The sequence below is a fragment of the Streptomyces orinoci genome (assembly GCF_003121295.1).
In the GTDB taxonomy this organism is placed as follows: Bacteria; Actinomycetota; Actinomycetes; order Streptomycetales; family Streptomycetaceae; genus Streptomyces; species Streptomyces orinoci.
The window spans coordinates 1-25,691 of sequence record NZ_PHNC01000029.1 but is presented as its reverse complement, the minus strand read 5'-3'; the positions used below and the strand labels follow the sequence as shown (position 1 = coordinate 25,691).

31 protein-coding genes are annotated in these 25,691 nt (G+C 72.6%); 24 read left to right on the top strand and 7 right to left on the bottom strand.

Going from position 1 to position 25,691, the window contains the following annotated elements; all coding sequences use genetic code 11:
- Nucleotides 1-108: 108 nt before the first annotated feature.
- The 4 genes from CV755_RS14715 to CV755_RS14700 all read left to right on the top strand — a co-directional run bounded on the left by CV755_RS14715 (nucleotide 109) and on the right by CV755_RS14700 (nucleotide 4,252).
- Nucleotides 109-1,365: an NYN domain-containing protein gene (locus CV755_RS14715; RefSeq protein WP_193553408.1), complete on the top strand. Its 1,257-nt coding sequence runs from the start codon at nucleotides 109-111 to the stop codon at nucleotides 1,363-1,365.
- A gap of 444 nt (nucleotides 1,366-1,809) precedes the next feature.
- A complete protein-coding gene (locus CV755_RS14710) occupies nucleotides 1,810-2,784 on the top strand; it encodes an ABC transporter ATP-binding protein (protein WP_109281873.1) in 975 nt (324 codons plus the stop codon).
- Nucleotides 2,781-3,647, top strand: a complete 867-nt coding sequence (locus CV755_RS14705; protein ID WP_241561216.1) for an ABC transporter permease — start codon at nucleotides 2,781-2,783, stop codon at nucleotides 3,645-3,647. The genes CV755_RS14710 and CV755_RS14705 overlap by 4 nt, the downstream gene beginning before the upstream one ends.
- On the top strand, nucleotides 3,644-4,252 hold the full coding sequence (locus tag CV755_RS14700) for an ABC transporter permease (protein WP_422070552.1): 609 nt from the start codon (nucleotides 3,644-3,646) through the stop codon (nucleotides 4,250-4,252). The genes CV755_RS14705 and CV755_RS14700 overlap by 4 nt, the downstream gene beginning before the upstream one ends.
- A 10-nt stretch (nucleotides 4,253-4,262) precedes the next feature.
- Here the strand turns inward: CV755_RS14700 and CV755_RS37360 are convergent, their stop codons facing one another.
- The 4 genes from CV755_RS37360 to CV755_RS14685 form a co-directional block, all read right to left on the bottom strand.
- Entirely contained in the window at nucleotides 4,263-4,337 is a 75-nt protein-coding gene (locus CV755_RS37360) for a hypothetical protein (RefSeq protein WP_479681639.1), read from the bottom strand.
- Between the two features lie 153 nt (nucleotides 4,338-4,490).
- The gene (ybaK, locus tag CV755_RS14695) at nucleotides 4,491-4,988 is read right to left on the bottom strand and encodes a Cys-tRNA(Pro) deacylase (protein WP_109280690.1); all 498 of its coding nucleotides are present in this window, start codon (nucleotides 4,986-4,988) and stop codon (nucleotides 4,491-4,493) included.
- A gap of 59 nt (nucleotides 4,989-5,047) precedes the next feature.
- Nucleotides 5,048-5,785, bottom strand: a complete 738-nt coding sequence (locus CV755_RS14690; RefSeq protein WP_109280689.1) for an LON peptidase substrate-binding domain-containing protein — start codon at nucleotides 5,783-5,785, stop codon at nucleotides 5,048-5,050.
- Nucleotides 5,786-5,848: 63 nt separating this feature from the next.
- A complete protein-coding gene (locus CV755_RS14685) occupies nucleotides 5,849-7,390 on the bottom strand; it encodes an oxidoreductase (protein WP_422070577.1) in 1,542 nt (513 codons plus the stop codon).
- Nucleotides 7,391-7,606: 216 nt separating this feature from the next.
- Between CV755_RS14685 and hisD the strand changes: the two genes are divergently transcribed.
- The 8 genes from hisD to hisF are packed head-to-tail and all read left to right on the top strand — an operon-like array spanning nucleotide 7,607 to nucleotide 13,368.
- Entirely contained in the window at nucleotides 7,607-8,932 is a 1,326-nt protein-coding gene (gene hisD, locus CV755_RS14680) for a histidinol dehydrogenase (protein ID WP_109280687.1), read from the top strand.
- Nucleotides 8,929-10,032, top strand: a complete 1,104-nt coding sequence (locus CV755_RS14675; protein ID WP_109280686.1) for a histidinol-phosphate transaminase — start codon at nucleotides 8,929-8,931, stop codon at nucleotides 10,030-10,032. The genes hisD and CV755_RS14675 overlap by 4 nt, the downstream gene beginning before the upstream one ends.
- Entirely contained in the window at nucleotides 10,029-10,622 is a 594-nt protein-coding gene (gene hisB / locus CV755_RS14670) for an imidazoleglycerol-phosphate dehydratase HisB (protein WP_109280685.1), read from the top strand. The genes CV755_RS14675 and hisB overlap by 4 nt, the downstream gene beginning before the upstream one ends.
- On the top strand, nucleotides 10,619-10,786 hold the full coding sequence (locus CV755_RS35130; RefSeq protein WP_164503292.1) for a hypothetical protein: 168 nt from the start codon (nucleotides 10,619-10,621) through the stop codon (nucleotides 10,784-10,786). Before hisB ends, CV755_RS35130 begins: the two co-directional genes overlap by 4 nt.
- Complete coding sequence (gene hisH, locus CV755_RS14665) at nucleotides 10,783-11,439, top strand: imidazole glycerol phosphate synthase subunit HisH (RefSeq protein WP_109280684.1); 657 nt, start codon at nucleotides 10,783-10,785, stop codon at nucleotides 11,437-11,439. Before CV755_RS35130 ends, hisH begins: the two co-directional genes overlap by 4 nt.
- 11 nt (nucleotides 11,440-11,450) lie before the next feature.
- A complete protein-coding gene (gene priA, locus CV755_RS14660; protein WP_109280683.1) occupies nucleotides 11,451-12,179 on the top strand; it encodes a bifunctional 1-(5-phosphoribosyl)-5-((5-phosphoribosylamino)methylideneamino)imidazole-4-carboxamide isomerase/phosphoribosylanthranilate isomerase PriA in 729 nt (242 codons plus the stop codon).
- Entirely contained in the window at nucleotides 12,176-12,616 is a 441-nt protein-coding gene (locus CV755_RS14655) for a RidA family protein (RefSeq protein WP_109280682.1), read from the top strand. The genes priA and CV755_RS14655 overlap by 4 nt, the downstream gene beginning before the upstream one ends.
- A complete protein-coding gene (gene hisF / locus CV755_RS14650) occupies nucleotides 12,613-13,368 on the top strand; it encodes an imidazole glycerol phosphate synthase subunit HisF (RefSeq protein ID WP_109280681.1) in 756 nt (251 codons plus the stop codon). The genes CV755_RS14655 and hisF overlap by 4 nt, the downstream gene beginning before the upstream one ends.
- A 202-nt stretch (nucleotides 13,369-13,570) precedes the next feature.
- Here hisF and CV755_RS14645 read toward each other — a convergent pair whose 3' ends face one another.
- From CV755_RS14645 to CV755_RS34950, 3 genes are all read right to left on the bottom strand, one after another.
- On the bottom strand, nucleotides 13,571-14,086 hold the full coding sequence (locus CV755_RS14645; RefSeq protein ID WP_109280680.1) for a DoxX family membrane protein: 516 nt from the start codon (nucleotides 14,084-14,086) through the stop codon (nucleotides 13,571-13,573).
- A 76-nt stretch (nucleotides 14,087-14,162) separates the two neighbouring features.
- Entirely contained in the window at nucleotides 14,163-14,795 is a 633-nt protein-coding gene (locus CV755_RS14640; protein ID WP_109281872.1) for a TIGR03085 family metal-binding protein, read from the bottom strand.
- Between the two features lie 10 nt (nucleotides 14,796-14,805).
- Entirely contained in the window at nucleotides 14,806-15,594 is a 789-nt protein-coding gene (locus CV755_RS34950) for a hypothetical protein (RefSeq protein WP_109280679.1), read from the bottom strand.
- An 86-nt stretch (nucleotides 15,595-15,680) separates the two neighbouring features.
- Between CV755_RS34950 and hisI the strand changes: the two genes are divergently transcribed.
- From hisI to CV755_RS14580, 12 genes are all read left to right on the top strand, one after another.
- Complete coding sequence (hisI, locus tag CV755_RS14630) at nucleotides 15,681-16,049, top strand: phosphoribosyl-AMP cyclohydrolase (RefSeq protein WP_193553407.1); 369 nt, start codon at nucleotides 15,681-15,683, stop codon at nucleotides 16,047-16,049.
- Between the two features lie 138 nt (nucleotides 16,050-16,187).
- On the top strand, nucleotides 16,188-17,726 hold the full coding sequence (locus CV755_RS14625) for an anthranilate synthase component I (protein ID WP_109280678.1): 1,539 nt from the start codon (nucleotides 16,188-16,190) through the stop codon (nucleotides 17,724-17,726).
- Between the two features lie 43 nt (nucleotides 17,727-17,769).
- A complete protein-coding gene (locus tag CV755_RS14620) occupies nucleotides 17,770-18,405 on the top strand; it encodes a TIGR02234 family membrane protein (RefSeq protein ID WP_109280677.1) in 636 nt (211 codons plus the stop codon).
- Between the two features lie 109 nt (nucleotides 18,406-18,514).
- Nucleotides 18,515-18,751 carry an HGxxPAAW family protein gene (locus tag CV755_RS14615; protein ID WP_109280676.1) on the top strand — a complete coding sequence of 79 codons (237 nt, stop codon included), beginning with the start codon at nucleotides 18,515-18,517 and terminating at the stop codon, nucleotides 18,749-18,751.
- A 105-nt stretch (nucleotides 18,752-18,856) separates the two neighbouring features.
- Entirely contained in the window at nucleotides 18,857-19,264 is a 408-nt protein-coding gene (locus tag CV755_RS14610) for a DUF2752 domain-containing protein (RefSeq protein WP_109280675.1), read from the top strand.
- A 137-nt stretch (nucleotides 19,265-19,401) separates the two neighbouring features.
- On the top strand, nucleotides 19,402-20,211 hold the full coding sequence (gene trpC / locus CV755_RS14605; protein WP_109280674.1) for an indole-3-glycerol phosphate synthase TrpC: 810 nt from the start codon (nucleotides 19,402-19,404) through the stop codon (nucleotides 20,209-20,211).
- 5 nt (nucleotides 20,212-20,216) lie between these two features.
- A complete protein-coding gene (trpM, locus tag CV755_RS37190; protein WP_422070551.1) occupies nucleotides 20,217-20,366 on the top strand; it encodes a tryptophan biosynthesis modulator TrpM in 150 nt (49 codons plus the stop codon).
- Between the two features lie 84 nt (nucleotides 20,367-20,450).
- Nucleotides 20,451-21,698, top strand: a complete 1,248-nt coding sequence (gene trpB / locus CV755_RS14600; RefSeq protein WP_109280673.1) for a tryptophan synthase subunit beta — start codon at nucleotides 20,451-20,453, stop codon at nucleotides 21,696-21,698.
- The gene (trpA, locus tag CV755_RS14595; RefSeq protein WP_109280672.1) at nucleotides 21,698-22,513 is read left to right on the top strand and encodes a tryptophan synthase subunit alpha; all 816 of its coding nucleotides are present in this window, start codon (nucleotides 21,698-21,700) and stop codon (nucleotides 22,511-22,513) included. Before trpB ends, trpA begins: the two co-directional genes overlap by 1 nt.
- Nucleotides 22,514-22,587: 74 nt before the next feature.
- On the top strand, nucleotides 22,588-23,403 hold the full coding sequence (locus CV755_RS14590) for a thioredoxin domain-containing protein (protein WP_109280671.1): 816 nt from the start codon (nucleotides 22,588-22,590) through the stop codon (nucleotides 23,401-23,403).
- A gap of 112 nt (nucleotides 23,404-23,515) precedes the next feature.
- Nucleotides 23,516-24,451: a prolipoprotein diacylglyceryl transferase gene (lgt, locus tag CV755_RS14585; protein ID WP_109280670.1), complete on the top strand. Its 936-nt coding sequence runs from the start codon at nucleotides 23,516-23,518 to the stop codon at nucleotides 24,449-24,451.
- Between the two features lie 386 nt (nucleotides 24,452-24,837).
- Nucleotides 24,838-25,569: a VIT1/CCC1 transporter family protein gene (locus tag CV755_RS14580; RefSeq protein WP_109280669.1), complete on the top strand. Its 732-nt coding sequence runs from the start codon at nucleotides 24,838-24,840 to the stop codon at nucleotides 25,567-25,569.
- The last annotated feature ends 122 nt before the right edge of the window (nucleotides 25,570-25,691 follow it).

Here is a 25,691-nt window from a genome sequence, read left to right as displayed (position 1 = left end):
ATGGTCGGGCAGACTCCAGGGAAAGCCGACACCCAACCGGAGGCACCGCCGTGCCGGGGCGACCGCCTTGACGAAACACAGGGAACGGCAAGGGAAAGAGGGTGGAACGTGGACCGCTGCGTCGTCCTGGTGGACGCCGGATATCTGCTGGGCGCCGCCGCGAGCCTGCTGGCCGGGGACTCGGCCCGGTCCCGCATCACCGTTGACCACGCGACCCTCATCCAGGGCCTGCGCGAGCGGGCCGAGGACGAGACGCGACAGCCGCTGCTGCGGATCTACTGGTTCGACGGCGCCCCCGACCGCGTTCCCCAGCCGGAACACCGCAGGCTGCGGGTGATGCCCCGGGTCACCGTACGGCTGGGCGCGCTGACCCGCAGCAGCGACGGCCGCTGGGGGCAGAAGGGCGTGGACGCCGCCATGCACGCCGAACTCACCGAACTCGCCCGCAACCGGGCCTGTTCGGACGTGGTGCTGGTCACCGGCGACGGCGATCTGCTGCCGGGCCTGATGTCCGCCAAGGAACACGGGGTCGCGGTGCACCTTTGGGCGGTGCAGGCCGCGGACGGCGACTACAACCAGTCCGAGGACCTGGTCGCCGAGGCGGACGAACGGCGGGTGCTGGACCGTACCTGGATCACCCGGGCGGTACGGGCCAAGGAGCTCACCGGGGCGTGTGCGCCGCAGCCGGCGCCGGAGCCGGAGATCGCGGCGATCCTCTCCGCGCCGCTGCCGGAGCCGGCGGCCGCGGCCGGGTCGCCCGCGAGCAGCGCGGAGGCGCGGCCGGCCGGGCGCAACGGGGTACGGCCCGCCTCGCCCGCGGCGCTGGCCGGGGAGCGGGACGGTTCCGGCGCGCGCTCCGTGCCCACCCCCAAGGACCTGGCCGGACTGGGCCGCCCGGCGGCCGCCACGGCCGGGCAGGGGCCCGCCACCAACGCGACCCTGCGGTGGTCCTCGGACAAGGGGTGGGTGGACCGGGGCTCCTCCTCCGGGAACGGGCTGGGGGAGTCCCCGGAGATCGCGGCACTGCCGACGCTGGCGCAGCTCACGAGTGCGGAGCAGCGGTGGGCGGACCGGGAGGAGGACATCACCACGGTCAGTGGTGACCCCTTCGAGGTCGGGCAGGTCTTCGCCCGGCGGTGGACTGAGCGGATCGCCGACTCCGTTCAGCTGCAGCATCTGTCCACGGAGTATCCGCGGATTCCGCATCGGATCGATGGGGAGCTGCTGCGGTATGCGGCGCGGTTCGGGCTGCTCGCGCACAAGGACGATCAGATCGATGAGCACGATCGCTATGCGATTCGGGCGGGGTTCTGGCGCGAAATCGACGCCCGCACCGCAGCGGAGCACGCCCCTGCGGGCGACTAGCGCACCCTGCCCTCGCCGGGTGCGCCCCTTCCAGGGGCGCGGGGAACTGCGCGACCAGCCATGCACGGCCTGCGGCCGACCGGCAACGGTCGCCGGCAGACGCCGTGCCTTCGCCGGGTGCGCCTTTCAGGGGCGCGGGGAACTGCGCGAACGGCCACGCACGGTCCGCACCCGGCGATGAACGCGGCTTTCGTCGCCGGGTGCGGCCCGGTGGTCGCGTTGTGCCCACCCTCCCCCACGCCTGAACGGCGCGGGGGCACCCCCATCGCCCTGCGGAACGACTGCCCACAACGCTGGCGCCCCAATAGGAGCGCAGGGAACGGCGCACCCGGCAATGCGCCGCCAAGGGCAACCCCAGCGGCGAGCTCAGGGCGCGGGCGCGTACTCTCTTAGCTCGTGAGGACGGGCGCGGAGCAGGCTGTGGCGACAGCCGAGGACACGGTGATCGGTACCGTGCGCGGCCTGGTCAAGTCGTATCCGGCCGGCCGAGCCCGCCGCGGCGCCCCCGCCGCGCCCGCCGTCCGCGCCACCGACGAGGTCGATCTCGACATCCGGCGCGGCGAGATCTTCGGTCTGCTGGGGCCCAACGGGGCCGGCAAGACCACCCTGGTCCGCCAGCTGACCGGCCTGATGCGGCCCGACGCGGGCCGCATCGAGCTGTTCGGCCATGACCTGGTGCGCCACCCCGAGCGGGCCGCCCGTCTGCTCGCCTACCTCGGCCAGGAGTCCACCGCCCTGGACGAACTGACCGTCGCCCTCGCCGCCGAGACCACCGGCCGGCTGCGCGGCCTGGACCCGCGCACCGCACGTGCCGAGCGGGACGCGGTCCTTGAGGAGCTGGGGCTGACCGCGCTCGCCGCCCGGCCCCTGAAGAAGCTGTCCGGCGGGCAGCGCCGCCTGGCCTGTTTCGCCGCCGCCCTGGTGGGCGACCGTCCGCTGCTGATCCTGGACGAGCCGACCACCGGTATGGACCCGGTGGCCCGCCGCGCCGTCTGGGCCGCCGTGGACCGCCGCCGCGCCGAGCGGGGCACCACGGTGCTGCTGGTCACTCATAACGTGATCGAGGCCGAGACCGTGCTGGACCGGGTCGCGGTGCTGGAAGCGGGCCGGGTCATCGCCTGTGACACCCCGGCCGGACTCAAGTCCCTGGTGGGCGACGAGGTGCGGGTGGACCTGGTCTGGCGGGACCAGCCCCCGCTGGACGCGCCGGAGGTCGCCGCCCTGCGGCCCCGCGCCCAGGAGGCGGGACGGCGCTGGTCGCTGCGGCTCGCCCCGGCCGAGGCGCGGGCCGCGGTGGCCGCGGTGACCGGCGGGCCCGCCTTCGCCGCGCTGGACGACTTCACCCTGGCCACCCCGAGTCTGGAGGACGTCTATCTGGCGCTCGGCGGCGGTCAGGCCAAGGGACTGGTGAAGGGATGACCACGGTGTCCGGTAGCGCCGTATCCGCACAGACGGCGGCGGACCAGGCAGGCACGCTGCCCGGCGCCCGCCGGGGCGCGGGCCGGGAGCCGGAGGCTCGGGCCCAAGCCGCCCCGCTGGCGCCCAGGGCGCGGCTGCTGCCCGCCCTCTCGGCGGTCTACCGGGCGCAGCTGTCCCGGGCCCGGGTGGCCCGGATACCGCTGCTGTTCGTGGCGACCTTCCAGTCCATCGGCATCATGATCCTGATGCGCGGGGTGGTCTCCGGCGGCGAGGACGCCCGCGCCGTGGTGGCCGGCTCCAGCGTGCTGGTGGTCGCCTTTGTGGCGCTCAACCTGCTGGCCCAGTACTTCGGGCAGCTCAGGGCCGGGGGCGGGCTGGACCACTACGCCACCCTCCCGGTGCCGCCCGCCGCGGTGGTGCTGGGCGCGGCCGGTGCGTACGCCTCCTTCACCGTGCCCGGCACCGCGTTCACGGCGGTGGCCGGGAGTGTGCTGTTCAAGCTGCCGCTGGCGCATCTCTGGGTGCTGGCCGGGGTGGTGCCGCTGGCCGGTGCCGCGCTGTCCGGTCTGGGCGCGGCCCTGGGCCTGCTCGCGCCCCGTCCCGAACTGGCCACGCTCGGCGGGCAGTTGGGCATGTCGGCGGCGCTGCTGCTGGGCGTGCTGCCCGCCTCGCATCTGCCGGCGCCCATCGACTGGGCCCGGGACCTGCTGCCCTCCACCTATGGGGTGGAGGCGCTGGCGCACAGCTTCGACGCCCGTCCCGACTGGCTGCTGGTCGCCGCCGACCTGGGGGTGTGCGCGGCCGTGGGAGTGCTCTCGCTGGCCCTCGCCACCTGGGCCTACCGGCGGGCGGCGGTGCGATGACATGGCACGATGACGGGGTGAGCGCACCGCAGACCCCACCGTCTCCGCCCATCGCCGACGATGACCCCCGCCCCGGCCGACCCACGGCCGCACTGCGCGCCGAGCTGGTCCCCGCCGCCGTGGTGGCGGTGGCGGTCACCGTGGCCGGGGTGCTGCTGGGGCTGCTGTGGGTGTGGCTGTCGCCCCGGGTGCCGCTGATCTCGGACGGCAAGGCGGTCTACCTCAAGAACACCGAGGGGGAGCAGGCGATCGGCGCGGACGGCGTCTTCGCCCTGCTCGGCCTGGGCTTTGGCGCGCTGAGCGCGGCGGTGGTGTTCTGGCTGCGCCGGACCGGCGGGATCGCCCTGGTGGCCGGGCTGGCCGTGGGCTCACTGCTGGCCTCGCTGCTCGCCTGGCGGCTGGGCATGTGGCTGGGACCCACCTCGGATGTGGCGGCGCATGCCCGCGCGGTGGGCAAGGGCGTGGTCTTCGACGCGCCGCTGCGGCTGGGCGCCAAGGGGATGCTGCTGGCCTGGCCGGTCGCGGCGATGGCGGTGCATCTGCTGCTCACCGCGCTGTGGGGCCCACGGGATCCCGAGGAGCTCCTCGAAGATCCCGGGGCCTGAGGTCGCGCCCTTACGCCGGCCTGCGGCCGTGGTTGGCACGGCTCTTGCGCAGGCGCCATTTGCGTTTGCGGGTTCGCTTGGACATGTAACGGTCGTAGCGCGCGAAGGGGGGCCTGTCGAGGGGTGCGGCGGCCCTGGCCGGTGGAACGGCCCGGGGCTGCCCGCCGCGATCGGCCGAGCGAGTGGGCCGGGTTTCCGCCCGTTTCCGCTGGGCTCCGGGGCGGAAACCCGGCCCAGGTCACCGCTCCCGCCGGAGCGGGGCGAAGGCGGCGGCGGTCAGGGCGGCCAACTCGGCGGGAGTCAGCTCCACTTCCAGGCCGCGGCGGCCGGCCGAGACATGGATGGTGGGGTGGGTGCGGGCGGAGTCGTCGAGCACGGTGCGCAGCCTGCGGCGCTGGCCGAGGGGGGAGATGCCGCCGCGTACATAGCCGGTGGCCCGCTCGGCGGCGGCCGGGTCGGCCATGGCGGCCCGCTTGCCGCCGACCGCCGACGCCAAGCCCTTGAGGTCCAGGGAGTGGGACACCGGGACCACGGCCACGGTCAGGGTGCCGTCCACCTCGGCCACCAGGGTCTTGAACACCCGCTCCGGGTCCACTCCCAGGGCCTCGGCCGCCTCCTCGCCATAGGGGGCGGTGCCGGGCTGGTGGGGGTAGGAGTGCATCTGGAAGGGCACCCCGGCGCGTTCCAGGGCGACGATCGCCGGGGTGCCGCCGCCGGTACCGGACCGTTTCGCCAAGTCCTCTGCCCCCCCGGGTGAGTTGCAATGGCCAGTGTGGAATGGCCAGTGTCGAATGGTCAGTTGGGACTGGTCGGCCGCCGGGTCAGCTCGGTGGCCGGGAGTGAGGGGAGCTTACCGATCAAGGCGGTCTCGGCACGAAGGAGTTTCAGCTCCTCCGCCAGGCGGGAGGCGGTGTCCGGGGCCTGGAGCAGCCGCTGTTTGGCGGGGACGTCCAGCATGGCGGCCGCGGCGACCAGATAGGAGAGCACCGAGGGTTCGGTGGGCAGCTCGGTCTGCCCGGCCAGTGACCGCTCCACCGCCGCGGCCAGCCGCTTCTGGTAGGTGCGGAAGGCCCGTAGCACCCCGGCGGCGAGCGCTCCGGCCTCGTCGCCCTGCCGCTCCTCCAGGTGCTCCACCTCGCCGGTGAGAAAGGGGCCGGTGGCGTCCACGGACAGCAGACGGAAGCGGGTGGTGCCGCTGGCCAGCACCTCGAAGGTGCCATTGGGGTGCTCCTTGATGGTGGCCGCCTCGGCCACACAGCCCACCGAGTGGAAGGAGCGGATGGGGTCCGGCCCGAAACCGGTGGCCGGGCCGGGTTCCGGGCGGGTCTCCTCCGGCAGGCCGGGGGCGCTGGGGGCCACCTCGAAGCCGTCCCGGATGGCCACCACCCCGAACCGGCGCGGCAGCTCCTCGGGGAGCCCGGACAGATGGCGCATCATCGCGCGGTACCGCTGCTCGAAGACGTTCAGCGGGAGGACGAGGCCCGGGAACAGCACCGAGTTCAGCGGGAAGATGGGCAGGCGCGCGGTGGTCACAGCCGGTAAGCCTAATGGTCCGGCCGGGCGATGGGGCCCGGCGGCGGTGATCCCGCACCGGTCTCACCGGCGCTGCAGCAGGCGGGAGGCCCCCGCGGTGACCGTGGTGGCCAGCACCCAGCCGACCAGCACCAGGGCCGCCGCCAGCCACTGCCCCAGCCCCTCGGCCTTCCATGCCTTGCCCTGGCCCAGATCGACGATGGGCAGCAGCAGGTCCAGGGTGTAGAGCTCGGGGTTCCAGTTCGGCGCCTCGTCATGGCGGATGGGGGGCATGGGGTGCCCGGCGAAGTAGAGAGTGCCCAGGGCCCAGAACACGGCCATCCACAGCGCCGCCCGGCCGGGGCGGTAGCCATAGGCCACCAGCCAGTCCTGGAGCAGGCCCCAGGCCTTCCCGGCCAGGGGGAGGGTCTCGCGTCTGCGGCGCTGTTTGGCCAGCAGCACCACCCGGGCGTCGGCGTCCTCACCGCCGCCGCGCAGCGCCGCGGCCAGCCGCTCATAGGGCTCCGGGGCGTACTCGGGGGTGGCCGCCGCCACCCACTCCAGGCGCTTGGCCAGGGGGAAGGGGCCCAGCGGTATCAGGGTCTCGTAGGAGAAGCCGGCCATCACCAGGGAGCCGGGGCCGGGCCAGCTCTCCCAGCGGTCCACCAGGTTGACCACCCGGGCGCCGGAGAGCACCACCCGGCCGTCGGTGGGTCTCTCGCCCAGGAAGCGCAGCTCGGGGGTCTGGACCCGGCGCAGCGACAGCTCCTGGTCCGGGCCCAGGGCCAGGCGGGCCATGCTGAAGTCCACCGCATCACCGAACCGGCCGTCGTCCAGCCGGATCCCGCCCTCACAGGTGAAGCGCTGGAGCCGGGTGCCGCGCTCCGGGGTGGTCAGGGAGATGCCGTACGGGGGAGTGGCCCCGGTGGGGGTGGGTGAGGCGCTGACCCCGGCGGGGGTGAGATAGAAGGTGCGCTCCACGGTCAGCTGGGGGGCGTTGAGCGCCCGCTGCCCGTAGGGGTTGCTCAGGGTGGTGCCGCGCAGGCTCAGCGAGACCCCTATCCGGGCGCCCCGCATGCTCAACTCGCCATAGGAGCGGGCCAGTTCGGCCTGGAGGTCCTGGCCCACCGACAGCCCGTCGGCGGAGATGGACTGGCCGCGCCGGTCCCGGCGCACCACCAGCTGGTTGAGCAGCAGATCGGTGCCTATATGGGCGTCGGTCAGCCGGATGCCCCGGCGCACCACACAGCGGGTCAGATGCAGATCCCCCTCGGTGCGCAGCCGGGCCGCCTCCAGCCGGGGCAGCGCACAGCCCACCAGGCGCAGGGTGGTGAAGTGACACTCCGGCAGCAGCACCTGCTGGTCGAAGCGGCAGTTCTGCAGCTCCACATAGGGGGCCACCGTGCCGCCGGACAGATCCAGGGTGCCGGTGATATGCGCCCCGTTGAGCTTGAGCGCGCTGACCCGGCCGGGCACCGCCGGCGGCCCGGCCAGCAGCAACAGGGCCACCACCTCGGCCCGTACGCTGCGCTCCGGACCCCAGGTGTGCGGGCCGCCCGGGTCGTTCTGCTCGGTGACGGGGGTGCGCAGATCATGGGTGCTGCCGGTGCGGAAGGCCCGCCACATGCCCCGTTCCGGCTCGGTGAGATCGAGCCCGGCGGGGAGCCGGTCGCTCTGCGGATCGGTCACGGTCCCTCCCCTCGGCCGTACGTCTGTGCGTACGATTCCCCTTGGGTGAGGGGTTGAACACGTGCGGTGAGAATGGTTCAGGGGTCACGGCCGGCGTATCAGTGGGTGGTACGGAGAGCCGTGTGCCAGGGCGGGTCTGAGACAATTGGCCATGTGATCTCCCGAATCGATCTGCGCGGTGCCGCCTTCGCCGAGGGCCGCATCGACCGCGACCTGCTGCCCCGAGCCGAACTCGACGTCGAGGCCGCCCTGGAGAAGGTGCGGCCCATCTGCGAGGACGTGCATCATCGCGGCACCGCGGCGCTGATCGAGTACGCCGAGCGGTTCGACGGGGTGCGGATCGACCGGGTCCGGGTGGCCCCCGAGGCCATCGAGCGCGCCCTGGACGAGCTGGACCCCGCCGTCAAGGCGGCCCTGGAGGAGTCCATCCGGCGGGCCCGCAAGGTCCACCGCGAGCAGCGCCGCACCGACAAGACCGTGATCGTGGTGCCCGGCGGCACCGTCACCGAGCGCTGGGTGCCGGTGGAGCGGGTGGGGCTGTATGTCCCGGGCGGGCGGTCGGTCTACCCCTCGTCCGTGGTGATGAATGTGATCCCGGCCCAGGAGGCCGGGGTCGGCTCCATGGCCGTCGCCTCCCCGCCGCAGAAAGAGCACGGCGGGCTGCCGCACCCCACCATCCTGGCCGCCTGCGCCCTGCTGGGCATCGACGAGGTCTATGCGGCGGGCGGCGCCCAGGCAGTGGCCATGTTCGCCTATGGCACCGAGGAGTGCCGCCCGGTCAATATGGTCACCGGCCCCGGCAATATCTGGGTGGCCGCCGCCAAGCGGCTGCTCAAGGGCCGGATCGGCATCGACGCCGAGGCCGGGCCCACCGAGATCGCCATCCTCGCCGACGCCACCGCCGACCCGGTGCATGTCGCCGCCGACCTGATCAGCCAGGCCGAGCACGACCCGCTGGCCGCCGCGGTGCTGGTCACCGACTCCGAGGAACTGGCCGGCGCCGTAGAGCGGGAGCTGGAAACCCAGGTCGCCGCCAGCAAGCACACCGACGACCGGATCGTGCCCGCGCTCAGCGGCCGCCAGTCCGGCATTGTGCTGGTGGACGGCATCGAACAGGGCCTGGCCGTGGTGGATGCCTATGGCGCCGAGCACCTGGAGGTCCAGACCGCCGACGCGGCCGCCGTGGCCGCCAGGGTGCGCAACGCCGGCGCCATCTTCGTCGGCCCCTACTCGCCCGTCTCGCTCGGCGACTACTGCGCCGGCTCCAACCATGTCCTGCCCACCGGCGGCTGCGCCTGCCACTCCTCCGGACTGTCGGTACAGAGCTTCCTGCGCGGCATCCATGTGGTGGACTACGGCCGCGAGGCGCTGGCCGAAGTGGCCCGCCATGTGGTCACCCTGGCCGAGGCCGAGGACCTGCCGGCCCATGGGGCGGCCCTCAAGGCGAGGTTCGACTGGAAGGTGCCGGGAAGCAAGTGACCAGGATCGACGACCTGCCCATCCGGGACGAGCTGCGGGGCAAGTCCCCTTACGGGGCGCCCCAGTTGGACGTCCCGGTGCGCCTGAACACCAATGAGAACCCCTACCCGCTGCCCGAGCCGCTGGTGGCCCGGATCGCCGAGCGGGTCGCCGAGGCCGCCCGCCACCTCAACCGCTACCCCGACCGGGACGCGGTGGAGCTGCGCACCGAGCTGGCCCGCTACCTCACCCGCAGCACGGGACATGAGGTGACCAAGGACGGCGTCTGGGCGGCCAATGGCTCCAACGAGGTCATCCAGCAGCTGCTGCAGACCTTCGGCGGCCCCGGCCGTACCGCCATCGGCTTCGAGCCCTCGTACTCCATGCACGCCCTGATCTCCCGGGGCACCGGCACCGGCTGGATCTCCGGGCCGCGCAACGAGGACTTCACCATCGATCTGGACGCGGCGGTGGCGGCCATCGCCGAACACCGGCCCGAGGTGGTCTTCATCTGCTCGCCCAACAACCCCACCGGCACCGCGGTGGACGCCGGGACGGTGCTGCGGCTGTACGAGGCCGCCCAGGCCGCCCGGCCCTCCCTGGTGGTGGTGGACGAGGCCTATGGCGAGTTCAGCCACCGCCCCTCGCTGCTCCCGCTGATCGAGGGCCGGCCCAACCTGGTGGTCTCCCGCACCATGTCCAAGGCCTTTGGCGCGGCCGGCCTGCGGCTGGGCTATCTGGCCGCGGACCCGGCGGTGGTGGACGCGGTCCAGCTGGTCCGGCTGCCGTACCACCTGTCCGCCGTCACCCAGGCCACCGCGCTGGCGGCGCTGGAGCACACCGACACCCTGCTGGGCTATGTCGAACAGCTCAAGGCGGAACGCGACCGGCTGGTCACCGAACTACGCGCCATCGGCTGTGAGGTGACCGAATCGGACGCCAACTTCGTCCAGTTCGGCCGCTTCGCGGACAGCCACGCCACCTGGCAGGCGATTCTCGACCGGGGTGTCCTGGTACGGGACAACGGAGTACCGGGCCGGCTGCGGGTGACCGCGGGCACGCCCGAGGAGAACGACGCGTTCCTGGACGCGGTCCGTGCAGTGATGAAGGAGAACCAATGAGCCGCGTGGGCCGCGTGGAGCGCACCACCAAGGAGACCTCGGTACTGGTCGAGATAGATCTCGACGGCACCGGGCAGGTCGATGTCTCGACCGGCGTCGGTTTCTACGACCACATGCTCGACCAGCTCGGCCGGCACGGGCTGTTCGACCTCACCGTCAAGACCGACGGCGACCTGCATATCGACACCCACCACACCATCGAGGACACCGCCCTCGCCCTGGGCGCCGCCTTCCGGCAGGCGCTCGGCGACAAGACGGGCATCTACCGCTTCGGCAACTGCACCGTCCCGCTGGACGAGGCGCTGGCCCAGGTCACCGTGGACCTCTCCGGCCGCCCCTATCTGGTGCACACCGAGCCGGAGAACATCGCGCCGATGATCGGCAGCTATGACACCACCATGACCCGGCACATACTCGAATCCTTTGTCGCCCAGGCGCAGATCGCCCTGCATGTGCACGTCCCCTATGGGCGCAACGCCCACCACATCGTGGAGTGCCAGTTCAAGGCGCTGGCCCGGGCCCTGCGCTACGCCTGCGAGCGTGACCAGCGGGCCGCCGGGATCATCCCGTCCACGAAGGGCGCACTGTGAACGGCACCTCCACCGCACTCATCCTCGTCGGGCTGTTCCTGGTCGGCGGCATCATCTCCTTCCTCAAGCAGGGCATGCCCAAGGGCCTGATCGTGCTGCTGGGCATCGGCGCCGCCATGTGCCTGGCCGCCGGAGTGCTGCGCATCAAGGGGCTGTGGTCATGAGCGACAAGGTCATCAGCGGCAAGAAGAAGGTGGTCGTCTTCGACTACGGCTTCGGCAATGTCCGCTCCGCCGAGCGGGCCCTGGCCCATGCCGGAGCCGAGGTGGAGATCACCGGCGACTACGACCGGGCGATGAACGCCGACGGACTGCTGGTGCCCGGCGTAGGCGCCTTCGCCGCCTGTATGGAGGGGCTGCGCGCCGCCCGCGGCGACTGGATCATCGGCCGCCGGCTGGCCGGCGGCCGGCCGGTGATGGGCATCTGCGTCGGCATGCAGATCCTCTTCGAGCGGGGCATCGAGCACGGCACCGAGGCCGAGGGCCTGGACGAGTGGCCCGGAGTGGTCGAGCCGCTCCAGGCCCCCGTGGTGCCGCACATGGGCTGGAACACCGTCCGGCCCGCCGAGGGCTCCCGGCTGTTCGCCGGGCTGGACGCCGCCACCCGCTACTACTTTGTGCACTCCTACGCGGTACGCGAGTGGCGGCTGGAGATCACCAACGACGCCATCCGGGCCCCCAAGGTCACCTGGGCCACCCATGGCGAGCCCTTTGTGGCCGCCGTGGAGAACGGCCCGCTGTGGGCCACCCAGTTCCACCCCGAGAAGTCCGGTGACGCCGGAGCGGTCCTGCTCCGCAACTGGCTCGACACCCTGTGAGGTCCCCTTCCATGACCCATCGCCTCGAACTCCTCCCCGCCGTCGATGTCCGCGACGGGCAGGCGGTCCGGCTGGTCCACGGCGAGTCCGGCAGCGAGACCTCCTACGGGGACCCGCTGGCCGCCGCCCAGGCCTGGCAGCGGGCCGGCGCCGAGTGGCTGCACCTGGTCGATCTGGACGCCGCCTTCGGCACCGGTGACAACCGGGAGCGGATCGCCGAGGTCGTCCGCGCCATGGACATCAAGGTCGAACTCTCCGGCGGCATCCGCGACGACGACTCGCTGGCCGCCGCCCTGGCCACCGGCTGCACCCGCGTCAACCTGGGCACCGCCGCCCTGGAGTCCCCCGAATGGGTGGCAAAGGTGATCGCCGAGCATGGCGAGAAGATCGCCGTCGGGCTGGACGTACGCGGCACCACCCTGCGCGGCCGCGGCTGGACCCGCGACGGCGGCGACCTCTATGAGACCCTGGCCCGCCTGGATGCCGAGGGCTGCGCCCGCTACGTCGTCACCGACATCGCCAAGGACGGCACCCTGCAGGGCCCCAACCTGGAGCTGCTGAAAAACGTCTGTGCGGCCACCGACAAGCCGGTGATCGCCTCCGGCGGCGTCTCCTCCCTTGACGATCTGCGGGCAATCGCCACTCTGGTACCGGAGGGCGTGGAAGGCGCCATCGTCGGCAAGGCCCTCTACGCCAAGGCGTTCACCTTGGAAGAGGCTCTGGAGGCAGTGTCCGGATGAGCGCGGCAGATTCCCGGGTGACGACCCCCGGCACCCCGTCGGGCCAGGCCGTACGGCGAGTGCAGACAGACAGTCCCTGGGAGGAGACCATCGGCTTCGCCCGCGCCGTGGCGGCCGGGGACCGGGTGCTGGTCTCCGGGACCATGCCCCTGGTGCACGGTGTGCTGCACGGTGAGGGCGACCCCTATGAACAGGCCAAGGTGGCCTTCGGCAACGCGCTGGAGGCGCTCAAGCGCTTCGGCCTGGGGCCCGAGTCGGTGATCCGCACCCGGATGTACCTCACCCACGCCCGGGACGTGGACGCGGTGGGACGGGCCCACAAGGAACTGTTCGACACCGTCCGCCCGGCCGCCACCCTGGTGGTGGTCTCCGGGTTCGTGGACTCCCGGGTGCTGGTCGAAGTAGAGGTAGAAGCTTTCCGAGGAGAATCCGCGTGACCCTCGCGGTACGAGTCATCCCCTGCCTGGACGTGGACAACGGCCGCGTCGTCAAGGGCGTCAACTTCCAGAATCTGCGGGACGCCGGCGACCCGGTGGAGATGGCCCGTATCTACGGTCAGGAGGGCGCCGACGAGCTGACCTTCCTGGACATCACCGCCTCCTCCGGCAACCGCGAGACCACCTATGACGTGGTGCGCCGCACCGCCGAGCAGGTCTTCATCCCGCTCACCGTGGGCGGCGGGGTGCGCACCGCGGAGGACGTGGACAAGCTGCTGCGCGCGGGCGCGGACAAGGTCGGCGTCAACACGGCCGCCGTCGAGCGGCCGGAACTGATCCGGGAGATCGCCGAGCGGTTCGGCCGCCAGGTGCTGGTGCTGTCGGTGGACGCCCGCCGCACCGCCGCCGGAACCTTCGAGGTCACCACGCACGGCGGCCGCCGGGGCACCGGTCTGGACGCCATCGAATGGGCGCACCGGGCGGCGGAGCTGGGCGCCGGGGAGATCCTGCTCAACTCCATGGACGCGGACGGCACCAAGGACGGCTACGACGTGGAGATGATCCGCGCCGTGCGCAAGCATGTCTCGGTGCCGGTGATCGCCTCCGGCGGAGCGGGCCGCCTTGAGCACTTCGCTCCGGCGGTGGAGGCGGGGGCCGACGCGGTGCTCGCCGCCTCCGTGTTCCACTTCGGCGATCTGCGGATCGGTGAGGTCAAGCGGGCGCTGGGGAAGGCGGGGCACCCGGTGCGCTGAGGGGTTCGTCGTCGGGTGCGGGCTGGCTCGGGCTGGTCGCGCCCACGCGGCGGAGCCGCATATCGATAGTTCCCCGCGCCCCTGACCGGCACCCGGTGCGTTGAGGAGTTCGTCGTCCGGGTGCGGGCCGTCTGTGGCCGGTCGCGCAGTTCCCCGCGCCCCGGATGGGCACCCGGCGACGCAACCGCACCCCATGCCCGGGCTACGCCCGTAGCAGCAGCACCACCGTCGCGGCGACGGCCGCGAGGACGATCGCCCCCACTCCGTACACCAGCCGGTGCGCCCGCAGCCCCGGCAGATAGTGGTCCACCGAGTACCACCCCGGCCCGGTCAGGGCGAGCGCCGCTGCCGCGGCCGCGATCAGCAGCCCGAACTCCACGGCCTCGAACCCCTTGTCCCAGGTCACCCAGAGCGCGTTGATCATGTTGCCCAGCAGGGCCGCCGCCGCGAGCGGGGTCAGCAGGCCGAGGAAGATCCCCACCCCGCCCAGCCCCTCGCAGAGCCCGCAGACCAGGGCCATCGTCCTGGGCCAGGGGTAACCCAGATGGGCGAACCCCTTCGCGGTGCCATTGATACCGCCCCCGCCGAACCACCCGAACAGCTTCTGCGCCCCATGCGTCGCCATGATCAGGCCGAGCATCATCCGCAGCAGCAGCAGTCCGGCGGAAACAGCCACGCCATAGGCGGCCACGGGGGCGGTCGTGCGTTGATCAGCCATGATGAGCGCCTCCCCGGAGACTCCCTGAGCGCTCCCCTCATGACCAGTGTGCGCCCCCGCGGCCGCCCGGCGGAGCTCAGATGCCCAGCCGGGCCGCCCGCAGCTTCGCCTGGAGCTCCGGCGCGCCCTCCAGTTCCACCCGGGCCGCGTCCTGCCGCCCCAGCGCGAACAGCAGCAGTTCCCCGGGCTCACCGGTGACCGTCACCACCGGCGCTCCCCGGCGGGCCACCACCGTGCGGCCGTCGGGGCGGCGCAGCACCAGGCCGGCCGGTGCCTTGCGGCCCACCAGCCGGGCGGCCTTCTCCAGCCGGCTCCACAGGGCGTCCGCGAACACCGGGTCCAGCTCGCGCGGCGTCCACTCCGGCTGGGCGCGGCGCACATCCTCGGTGTGGACGTAGAACTCCACGGTGTTGGCGGCCTCGTCGATCTGCTTGAGGGCGAACGGCGAGGTACGCGGCGGCCCGGTGCGGATCAGCTGGATGAGTTCCTCGTAGGGCTTGGCGGCGAACTCGGCCTGCACCCGCTCCAGCCGGCCGGCCAGCGGCTTGATCAGCGCCCCGGCGGCGGCGTCGGAACGACGCTCGCGCACCACGACATGGGCCGCGAGGTCACGGGTGTTCCACCCCTCGCAGAGCGTCGGGGCGTGCGGGCCGGCCGTCTCCAACAGATCGGCGAGAAGCAGGCGTTCGCGCTGTGCGTGTGTTGACATGACGGCCACCCTACGACTCACCGGGCAGCGGCGCGGTCAGCTTGGCGCCACCCGCCCGGTCGGTGAGGGTGATGGCACAGGCGATGTCCCGGTCACCGCGCAGCAGCAACGCCATCCGGGTCGGGTACAGCGCGTAGTAGTAGTACCTGCGGCCGTCGCCTATGGTCTTCAGCCGCTGCTCGGCGATGGGCTTGCACAGCGCCAGCGCCTTGTCCTTGATCTCGGTCTCGTTCTCCGGCGTCCCCTCCAGCTTCTCCATGGAGATCACCTGGCCGTCGTGGGCACTGTCGCAGGAGCGCTTCTCCGGCCGGACCAGCGAGGGGGACAGCTGGGGGGCGTCGAAGCAGTCGCCGGCCTTGAGGTCGATCAGCGGCGGCGGCGAGGACGGGGCCGTGGAGGGAGTGGTGCTCGGGGCGGTCGGCGCCGGGTTGTCCAGGGACGGCGAGGCGCTCACCACCGGGCTGGGCGAGGAGGAGGCATGGGCCACCGGCTTGTCGTCCTTGCCGCTGTTGTGGAACAGGATCATCCCGCCCACCGCCAGGCCCGCCACCAGCACCACCGCGACCACAATCGCGGCGATCTTCGCCCCGCCGCCGCCGGAGGGCGCGGGCGGCACCGGCTGGGGCCCGTACGGCCCGTAACCGGACGGGCCATAGGGCGGCGGCCCGGCGGGGGGCTGGGCGCCGAACGGCGGCTGCTCGGGAGGCAGCGGCCCAAAACCCTGCGGCGGGCCGAAACCGCCGCCACCACCCGGCGGTTGGGGCGGGTTGGAGGGCGGCGGCGGAGGCGGAGTGGTCATGACGGAAGCATGCCGTATGCCTCCGACAAGCGTGCGAGGGGGCCGTACCCGCGGGGCACCCGGGGCGGGCGCGGCAGAATGAACCCATGACCGGCCGCATTCCCGCCAGCTCCTCGTCCCTCGACCCCGCCATCGCCGCCCGCCTCAAGCGCGACGCCGACGGCCTGATCCCCGCCGTCGCCCAGCAGTACGACACCGGCGAGGTGCTGATGGTCGGCTGGATGGACGACGAGGCGCTGCACCGCACCCTGACCACCGGCCGCTGCACCTACTACAGCCGCAGCCGCCAGGAGTACTGGGTCAAGGGCGACACCTCGGGCCATGTCCAGCATGTGAAATCGGTGGCCCTGGACTGCGACGCCGACACCCTGCTGGTCAAGGTGGACCAGGTGGGCCCCGCCTGCCACACCGGCACCCGCACCTGCTTCGACTCCGGGAACCTGCCACTGGGCTGAGCGCGGGCGCCGGACGGCCCCGGGACCGGGCTCTTCCCCGCCGCGCCGGCGGCCGGCCGCCCTGGCGGGATCCGGCGGCGCGGGGCCGGCCGCGGCCATGATCGGAGATCCGCCGGACAGGCGTTAGGCTCCGCTGCCATGGCCGCCTTCTCGGACGTCACACCCACCGCGGACAGCTTCCGCGCGCTCGCCAAGGACCGCCGGGTCATCCCGGTGACCCGCCGATTCCTCGCCGACGGGGACACCCCCGTCGGCCTCTACCGCAAGCTCGCCGGCGAACGCCCGGGCACCTTCCTGCTGGAATCCGCCGAGAACGGCCGCACCTGGTCGCGCTACTCCTTCATCGGCGTACGAGCCTCCGCCACCCTGACCGTCCGCGACGGGCAGGCCCACTGGCTGGGCACCCCGCCGGTCGGCGTGCCCACCGGCGGCGACCCGCTGGCCGCGCTGCGCGCCACCGTGGAAGCCCTGCACACCCCGCGCGACCTCATCGAGGACAGCGGGCTGCCGCCCTTCACCGGCGGCATGGTCGGCTACCTCGGCTATGACGTGGTCCGCCGCCTGGAGAAGATCGGCGAGCACCCCGGCGGCGCCCGGGACACCCTGGGCCTGCCCGAGCTGACCATGCTGCTCACTTCGGACCTGGCCGTGCTGGACCACTGGAACGGCACCGTCCTGCTGATCGCCAACGCCATCAACCACAACGACCTGGACACCGGTGTGGACGAGGCCTACGCGGACGCCGTGGCCCGCCTGGACGCCATGGCCGCCGACCTGGCCCGCCCCGTGCCCAGCGGCCCGGCCGTGCTGCCGCCCGCCGAACTGCCGGAGTTCGCCGCCCGCTGGGGCGGCCCGGACTATATGGCGGCGGTGGAGGAGGTCAAGGAGCGCATCCGGGCCGGAGAAGCCTTCCAGGTGGTGCCCTCCCAGCGCTTCGAGACCCGCTGCGAGGCCTCCGCGCTGGACGTCTACCGGGTGCTGCGAGCCACCAACCCCAGCCCGTATATGTATCTGCTGCGGTTCGACGGCTTCGATGTGGTCGGCTCCAGCCCCGAGGCCCTGGTCAAGGTGGAGGACGGGCGGGCCATGCTGCACCCCATCGCCGGCACCCGCCCGCGCGGCGCCACCCCGCAGGCCGACGCCGCCCTCGCCGAGGAACTGCTGGCCGACCCCAAGGAGCGCGCCGAGCACCTGATGCTGGTGGACCTGGGCCGCAACGACCTGGGCCGGGTCTGCCAGCCGGGCACGGTGGAGGTGGTGGACTTCATGTCCATCGAGCGCTACAGCCATGTGATGCACATCGTCTCCACCGTCACCGGCCGGCTGGCGCCCGGCCGTACCGCCTTCGATGTGCTCACCGCCTGCTTCCCGGCCGGCACCCTCTCCGGCGCCCCCAAGCCCCGCGCCATGCAGATCATCGAGGAGCTGGAGCCGGTCCGCCGCGGCCTGTACGGCGGGGCGGTCGGCTATCTGGACTTCGCGGGCGACTCCGACACCGCCATCGCCATCCGCACCGCCGTGCTCCGCGACGGCACCGCCTATGTCCAGGCCGGTGCGGGCGTGGTCGCCGACTCCGACCCGGCCGCCGAGGACGCCGAGTGCCGCAACAAGGCCGCCGCGGTGCTGCGCGCGGTGCACGGCGCCGCCCGGCTCACCCGTCCAGGGGCAACCGGATGACCCCGGCTGCGCGGCGCCCGTGGCCCCGGGGGATAGTGGAGGGGTGAGCGCAGCAGTACCCCACCCCCGTAACCGGACCGAACCGGCGCGCCCCGGCGCCCGGCGCCGCAGTGTGGCCCTGGCCCTGCTGCTGACCGTGCTGGGCGCCGCCCTGGTCCTGCTGGCGGGCGGCCGCACCTGGGCCAGGGGCACGGCGGCCGGCACCGCCGGCGCCCTCCATGAGCACGCCAGCGGCCAGGAGATCACCGGGCTGCCCGGCGCCCTGGCCGTGGTCGGCCTGGCTGCGCTGGTGGCGGTGTTCGCGGTACGCGGCGCCACCCGGACCGTGGTGGCCGCGCTGCTGGCCCTGTGCGGCGCCGGGATCGTGGCCGGTGCCGTCAGCGGCGCCGCCGACACCTCCACCCTGGACGAGAAGGCCTCCCGGTCCAGCGGCATCACCGGCACCGCCGTCAGCCAGGTCACCCACACCGGCTGGCCCTGGGTGGCGGTGGCCGGCGGGGCACTGCTGCTGCTCGCCGGGCTGCTGGCGCTGCGCTACGGCCGGCACTGGCCCGCCATGTCCGGCCGCTACGAGCGGGACGGCACCCCGCGTCCGCGCCGCCCGCGCACCGCCCCCGACCCGGAGCGTCCCGAGGAGCTGTGGAAGGCCCTGGACCGGGGCGAGGACCCCACCCGGTGACCCAGGGCGCCGGGCACACCCCGGGTCCCGGCGGCCCCCGGCCGTCGGGAACAATGACCGCGAGCGTTTTCCGCGCCGCGAGGCGCGACCAGTGACGAGGAGTCAACCCATGGCGAACAGCCACCACGGACACACCCCGGCCGCCTGGACCGGTGTCATCATCGCCTTCATCGGCTTCTGTGTGGCCAGTGCCTTTATCGTGATGGCCAAGCCGGTCGGCTTCTGGGCCGGAATCGTGATCATCTTCCTCGGCGCCATCGTCGGCGGCATCATGCGCCTGATGGGCCTGGGCGCCGAGCCCAAGGGCGCCGCCAAGGCCCAGGCGAAGGCCCAGACCCAGGGCTGAGCGACGCTCCCGCCAAGGCGCGGCCCGGGACGTACGAGCCGTACCCCACGCACCGTACGCACGTCCCGGGCTGCGCCTTGGCGCATTCCGGCGAAGACTGGCGGTATGCCCAGGCCGCTCACCCGCCGACTCGCCGCCCCGCTGGGCGTGGCCGCCCTGCTGGCCGCCGCGGCCGCCCTGGTCGGCACGGTGGACCCCAACCGGCCCGGCCGCTACCCCGCCTGCCCCCTGCTGGCCCACACCGGTCTGTACTGCCCCGGCTGCGGCGGGCTGCGCGGCCTGTACGCCCTGACCCACGGCGATATGGCGGCCGCGCTACGGGCCAACGCGCTGGCCGCCGCCGGGTACGCGGCCTTCGCCGTGCTGTGGACCGTATGGCTGCTGCGCACCCTGCGCGGCGGCGAGGGCCTCCGGCTCCCGCTGCGGGCCGGGCACGGGTGGGCGCTGGGAGCGGTGGTGGCGGCCTTCACCGTGCTGCGCAACCTGCCCTGGGGAGCCGCGCTGGCGCCCTGAGGACCCCGGCGACCCGGCGGCGATGTCAACCGGATGTAAAAGCTCAGCCCGGCGCCAAGTACCATCACAGTGTGCTGGTGAGGTGAGTACCCACCGCGTCAGCCCAGATCATCCGAGTCCGGAAGGGGGCCGCTCGCGTGAGTGTGCTCGACGAGATCATCGACGGAGTCCGTGCCGATCTCGCGGAACGGCAGGCGCGCGTCAGCCTCGACGAGCTCAAGGAACGGGCGGCGCGGGCACCACAGGCCAGGGATGGCGCGGCCGCGCTCCGGGGCGAGAACGTCAGCGTGATCTGCGAGGTCAAGCGCTCCAGCCCGTCCAAGGGCGCGCTGGCCGCCATCGCCGACCCGGCGGCGCTGGCCGCCGACTACGAGGCGGGCGGCGCGGCCGTCATCAGCGTGCTGACCGAACAGCGCCGCTTCGGCGGCTCGCTGGCCGACCTGGAGGCGGTACGCGCCCGGGTGGACATCCCGGTGCTCCGCAAGGACTTCATCGTCACCGCCTACCAGCTGTGGGAGGCCCGGGCCTGTGGAGCCGACCTCGCCCTGCTGATCGTCGCCGCCCTGGAGCAGCCGGCCCTGGTCTCGCTGATCGAGCGGGCCGAGACCATCGGGCTCACCCCGCTGGTGGAGGTGCACGACGAGGAGGAGGTCCGGCGCGCGGTGGACGCCGGCGCCCGGATCATCGGGGTCAACGCCCGCAACCTCAAGACCCTCGAAGTGGACCGCGACAATTTCGCCCGGGTGGCACCGGAGATTCCGGACGGCATCATCAAGATCGCCGAGTCCGGGGTGCGCGGGCCGCACGACCTGATCGCCTACGCCAATGACGGTGCCGACGCGGTGCTGGTCGGCGAGTCCCTGGTGACCGGGCGCGACCCCAGGACGGCGGTGTCCGACCTGGTGGCCGCCGGGGCGCACCCGGCGCTGCGGCACGGGCGGGGCTGATTTCCATGGCCGCGTACGCACGGTTGGCCCGAGGGTGCCGCCCTCGGGGCTGCCGTGCGCCCGCGCGGCGGGTACGGGGCCGCAGGGTGCGGTACCACATCGGGTGCGAGCCGGGGCAGATCAATGGGCGCCGATGGCGTCGGGGTGCGTTCTAAGCGATCGCCATTGCCGGGTCGGCGTCGTTTCCGCCTTCGGCGGATTCCGCCCACCCTCCCACCCGATTACCCGGAGGCACACAAGTGTCCCAAGAGCATTTCTTTTTCCCTGACCCCGAGGGTCAAGTCCCCACGCCCACAGGCTACTTCGGCGCCTTCGGCGGCAAGTTCATCCCCGAGGCGCTGGTCGCCGCCGTGGACGAGGTCGCGGCCGAGTACGAGAAGGCCAAGGCCGACCCGGCCTTCGCCGCCGAGCTCGATGAGCTGATGGCCAACTACACCGGCCGCCCCAGCGCCCTCACCGAGGTCCCCCGGTTCGCCGAACACGCCGGTGGCGCCCGGGTGTTCCTCAAGCGCGAGGACCTCAACCACACCGGCTCCCACAAGATCAACAATGTGCTGGGCCAGGCCCTGCTCACCAAGCGGATGGGCAAGACCCGGGTGATCGCCGAGACCGGCGCCGGCCAGCACGGGGTGGCCACCGCCACCGCCTGCGCCCTGTTCGGCCTGGAATGCACCATCTATATGGGCGAGGTGGACACCAAGCGCCAGGCGCTCAATGTCGCCCGGATGCGGATGCTCGGTGCCGAGGTCATCGCCGTGAAATCCGGCAGCCGCACCCTCAAGGACGCCATCAACGAGGCGTTCCGTGACTGGGTCGCCAATGTGGACCGCACCCATTACCTCTTCGGCACCGTCGCCGGACCGCACCCCTTCCCGGCCCTGGTCCGCGACTTCCACCGGGTCATCGGCGTCGAGGCCCGCCGCCAACTCCTGGAACGCACCGGCCGGTTGCCCGACGCCGCCCTGGCCTGTGTCGGCGGCGGCTCCAACGCCATGGGCCTGTTCCACGCCTTCCTGCCGGACACCGGCGTCCGCCTGATCGGCTGCGAACCCGGCGGCCATGGGGTGGAGACCGGTGAGCACGCCGCCACCCTCACCCAGGGCACCCCCGGCATCCTGCACGGCTCCCGCAGCTATGTGCTGCAGGACGAGGACGGCCAGATCACCGAGCCGTACTCGATCTCCGCCGGACTGGACTACCCCGGCATCGGCCCCGAGCACTCCTACCTCAAGGACATCGGCCGGGCCGAATACCGGGCCGTCACCGACGATGAGGCCATGCAGGCGCTGCGCCTGCTCTCCCGCACCGAGGGCATCATCCCGGCCATCGAGAGCGCCCACGCCCTGGCCGGCGCCCTGGAGACCGGCCGCGAACTGGGGCCGGACGGCCTGCTGCTGGTCAATCTCTCCGGCCGCGGCGACAAGGACATGGACACCGCCGCCCGCTACTTCGGGCTCTACGACACCACGGACGAGGGGGCCAACTGATGGCGGGGAACGCAGAGTTGCTGAACTCCGTACTGGCGGCCGCCAAGGCGGAGCACCGGGCCGCGCTGGTCGGCTACCTCCCGGCCGGCTTCCCCACCGTGGCCGACGGGGTACGTGCCATCACCACCATGCTGGACGGCGGCTGCGACATCGTCGAGGTCGGACTGCCGCACAGCGACCCGGTGCTGGACGGCCCGGTGATCCAGACCGCCGACGACATCGCGCTGCGCGGCGGAGTGAAGATCACCGATGTGATCGAGACGGTCCGCGAGGCACACCGGATCAGCGGAGCGCCCATCCTGTGCATGACCTACTGGAACCCGGTGGACCGCTATGGCGTGGCCCGGTTCGCCGCGGACCTCGCCGAGGCCGGGGGAGCGGGCTGCATCCTGCCCGACCTGCCGGTGGAGGAGTCCGACGAGTGGCGCAAGGCGGCCCAGGAACACGGCCTGGCCACGGTGTTCGTGGTCGCGCCCAGCAGCCGGGACGAACGGCTGGCCAAGATCACCGCGGCGGGCACCGGCTTTGTCTACGCCGCCTCGCTGATGGGCGTCACCGGCACCCGGGAGTCGGTGGGCCATGAGGCCCGGCAACTGGTGGACCGCACCAGGGCGGTCACCGACCTGCCGGTCTGCGTCGGCCTGGGCGTCTCCAACGCCCAACAGGCCGCCGAGGTCGCCCGGTTCGCGGACGGCGTGATCGTCGGCTCGGCCTTTGTCAAGCGCCTGCTGGACGCTCCCGACCTGGAGACCGGGCTGGCCGCCGTGCGTACGCTGGCCGGTGAGCTCGCCGAGGGCGTACGCAAGCGCGGATAACCCGCTTAACTCGTTGGAAGGAACCTGCTGCCGGGGGTGCGCTGGGCCGCACCCCCGGTTCGTTGTACGGGGACGTGAGCAAGCAGAACAGCGATGGCAAGCGCAGCGCCCGTGAGCGGCTGCAGGAACAGCGGCTGCGGGACGAGTCCCGTGACCGGCGCAAGCGGACCCTGATCGCGGCCGGCGCGGTGATCGCGGTGCTGGGCGCGGGCACCGGGGTGGCGGTCCTGGTGGCGGGCTCCAAGGACAAGGGCCACAACACCCCGGTGGCCGGACCGCCGGTCGCCCCGCAGGGCACCCAGGGCAAGGACCACGCCGCCATCCCGGTGGGCAAGGCCGCGGCCGCCGCCACCCTGGTGGTCTACGAGGACTTCCGCTGCCCGGCCTGCGGCCTGTTCGAGAACGCCTACCGGAGCACCATCCACTCGCTGGAGGACGAGGGCAAGCTCAAGGCCGAGTACCACATCGTCACGCTGATCGACAAGAATCTGGGCGGCAAGGGCTCGGTCAACGCGGCCAACGCGGCCGCCTGCGCCCAGGACGCCGGCAAGTTCTCCGCCTACCACGATGTGCTCTACCAGAACCAGCCGGTGGAGACCGACGACGCCTTCGCCGCCAAGTCCCGGCTGGTCCAACTCGCCGACAAGGTCCAGGGGTTGAACACCCCGGTGTTCCAGAAGTGTGTGGACGAGGGCACCCATGACAGCTGGGTGCAGCGCAACCAGGCCGCCTTCGCCAAGTCCGGCTACAAGGCCACGCCCACCGTGCTGCTCAACGGCAAGAGCATCTACGCCGACCCGGCCCACCCGCTCACCCCCGCCAAGCTGCGGCAGATGGCGGCCGCAGCGGGGGCGGCGAAGCGGACGCCGGCGGCGGAGGGGGAGGACTGAGCCCCGTCGGACGACCGGGAACGCCACCCTCCGCCGGGGCGGCCCGTTACGCAGCCGTTGTGCCGGGTGGGTTGCCGTTCGCGCGGTCCGGCAAGGTAGCGTCGGTGGTGCCATGAATCTCGCTTACATTCCCAGCCCGTCGACCGGCGTGGTCCACCTCGGGCCGATTCCGCTGCGCGGCTATGCCTTCTGCATCATCATCGGCGTCTTTGTCGCCGTCTGGCTCGGCAACCGGCGCTGGGTGGCGCGAGGCGGCCGGGTGGGTACGGTCGCCGACATCGCGGTGTGGGCGGTGCCCTTCGGCCTGGTCGGCGGACGCCTCTACCACGTGATCACCGACTATGAGCTCTACTTCGGTGAGGGGCGCAACTGGGTCGATGCCTTCAAGATCTGGGAAGGCGGACTGGGCATCTGGGGCGCGGTCGCACTGGGCGCGCTGGGCGCCTGGATCGGCTGCCGCCGCCGGGGCATCCCGCTGCCGGCCTGGGCGGACGCGGTGGCCCCCGGCGTGGCCATCGCCCAGGCCTGCGGCCGCTGGGGCAACTGGTTCAACCAGGAGCTCTATGGCAAGCCGACGCATGTGCCATGGGCGCTGAAGATCCATTCCGATCCCGCGATCGGGCGGGTGGGCGGTCTCTACCACCCGACCTTCCTCTATGAGTCGCTGTGGTGCCTGGGCGTCGCGGCCCTGGTGATCTGGGCCGACCGCCGCTTCACCCTGGGGCACGGGCGGGCGTTCGCGCTCTATGTGGCCGCGTACACGGTGGGGCGGTTCTGGGTCGAGTATCTGCGGGTGGATACCGCGCACCACATTCTGGGGCTGCGGCTCAATGACTGGACGTCGATCATCGTCTTCCTGGCGGCTGTCGCCTACTTCGTGATCTCGGGGAAGCGGCGGCCTGGGCGGGAGGCTGTGGTGGAGCCGGGTGCGTCGGCGGATGCGGCGGACGCGGCCGAGCAGCATGGCGCGGAGCGCCGCGATGAGGGTGACCCTGCGGGTCCGGCCGAGGGTGACCCTGCGGGTCCGGCGCCGAGCAAGAACGTTTGACGCGGGGGCGGTGCTGGTTGTGGGCAGTCGTTCCGCAGGGCGGAACGGGTGGGCACAACCAGCCACCGGGCCGCACCCGGCAACGAAACCGCGTCTGCCAACAACCGTCGCCGCTCGGCCGCAGGCCGTGGCTGGCCGGTCGCGCAGTTCCCCGCGCCCCTGGGGGCGTCCCGCTGTCGCTCGGCTGCGGGCCGTGCGTGGCTGGTCGCGCAGTTCCTCGCGCCCCTGAGGGGGCGCACCCGGCAACGGTGGGTAATCGGTGCTGGTCGGCGCGGTAAGTTCGGCCTTCCTTGCTGGCGGGCGGGGCCCGAACGTGCGTACCTTCGATCTCGATGGGGCAGCGGCGCACCGGGCCGCGCCCCCTGGAAGGGAGCACCCACACACCCATGTCCGTCCTCGACGCTGCCGCCGCCACGCATATAGCGCACCGTGACAACCACACCCACCGTGATGTCAATGGCGGCTGGCTGCGCCCGGCCGTCTTCGGCGCCATGGACGGGCTGGTCTCCAACCTGGCCCTGATGACCGGCGTGGCCGGTGGTTCCGCCGGGTCGCAGACCATAGTGATCACCGGGCTGGCGGGGCTCGCCGCCGGTGCCTTCTCCATGGCCGTGGGCGAGTACACCTCCGTCGCCTCCCAGCGCGAGCTGGTGCTGGCCGAGCTGGATGTGGAGCGGCGCGAGCTGCGCAAGCACCCGGCCGACGAGCTGGAGGAGCTGGCCGCGCTCTATGAGTCGCGCGGGGTGGAGCCCAAGCTGGCCCGGGAGGTCGCCCGGCAGCTGTCCAGCGACCCCGACCAGGCGCTGGAGATCCACGCCCGGGAGGAGCTGGGCATCGACCCCTCCGACCTGCCGTCCCCGATGACCGCCGCCGTCGCCTCCTTCGGCTCCTTCGCCCTGGGCGCCCTGCTGCCCGTACTGCCTTATCTGTTCGGGCTGAATGTGCTGTGGCCCGCCGTGCTGCTCGCCCTGCTGGGACTGTTCGCCTGCGGCGCCGTCGTCGCCCGGGTCACCGCCCGCTCCTGGTGGTTCAGCGGGCTGCGTCAGCTGCTGCTCGGCGGGGTGGCGGCGGGTGTGACTTACCTCCTCGGTATTGCCTTCGGCACCGCCGTCGGGTGATGCTCTATGCGGGCCACCGCATAACGTGCAGGTTTCCTCGCGGTTTCAAGCCTTTGACGGCTGGGCACTTACTTCGAACCGGGCGATCCCACGGTACGAGGCGCCGCCCCCGGGGCCGGTCC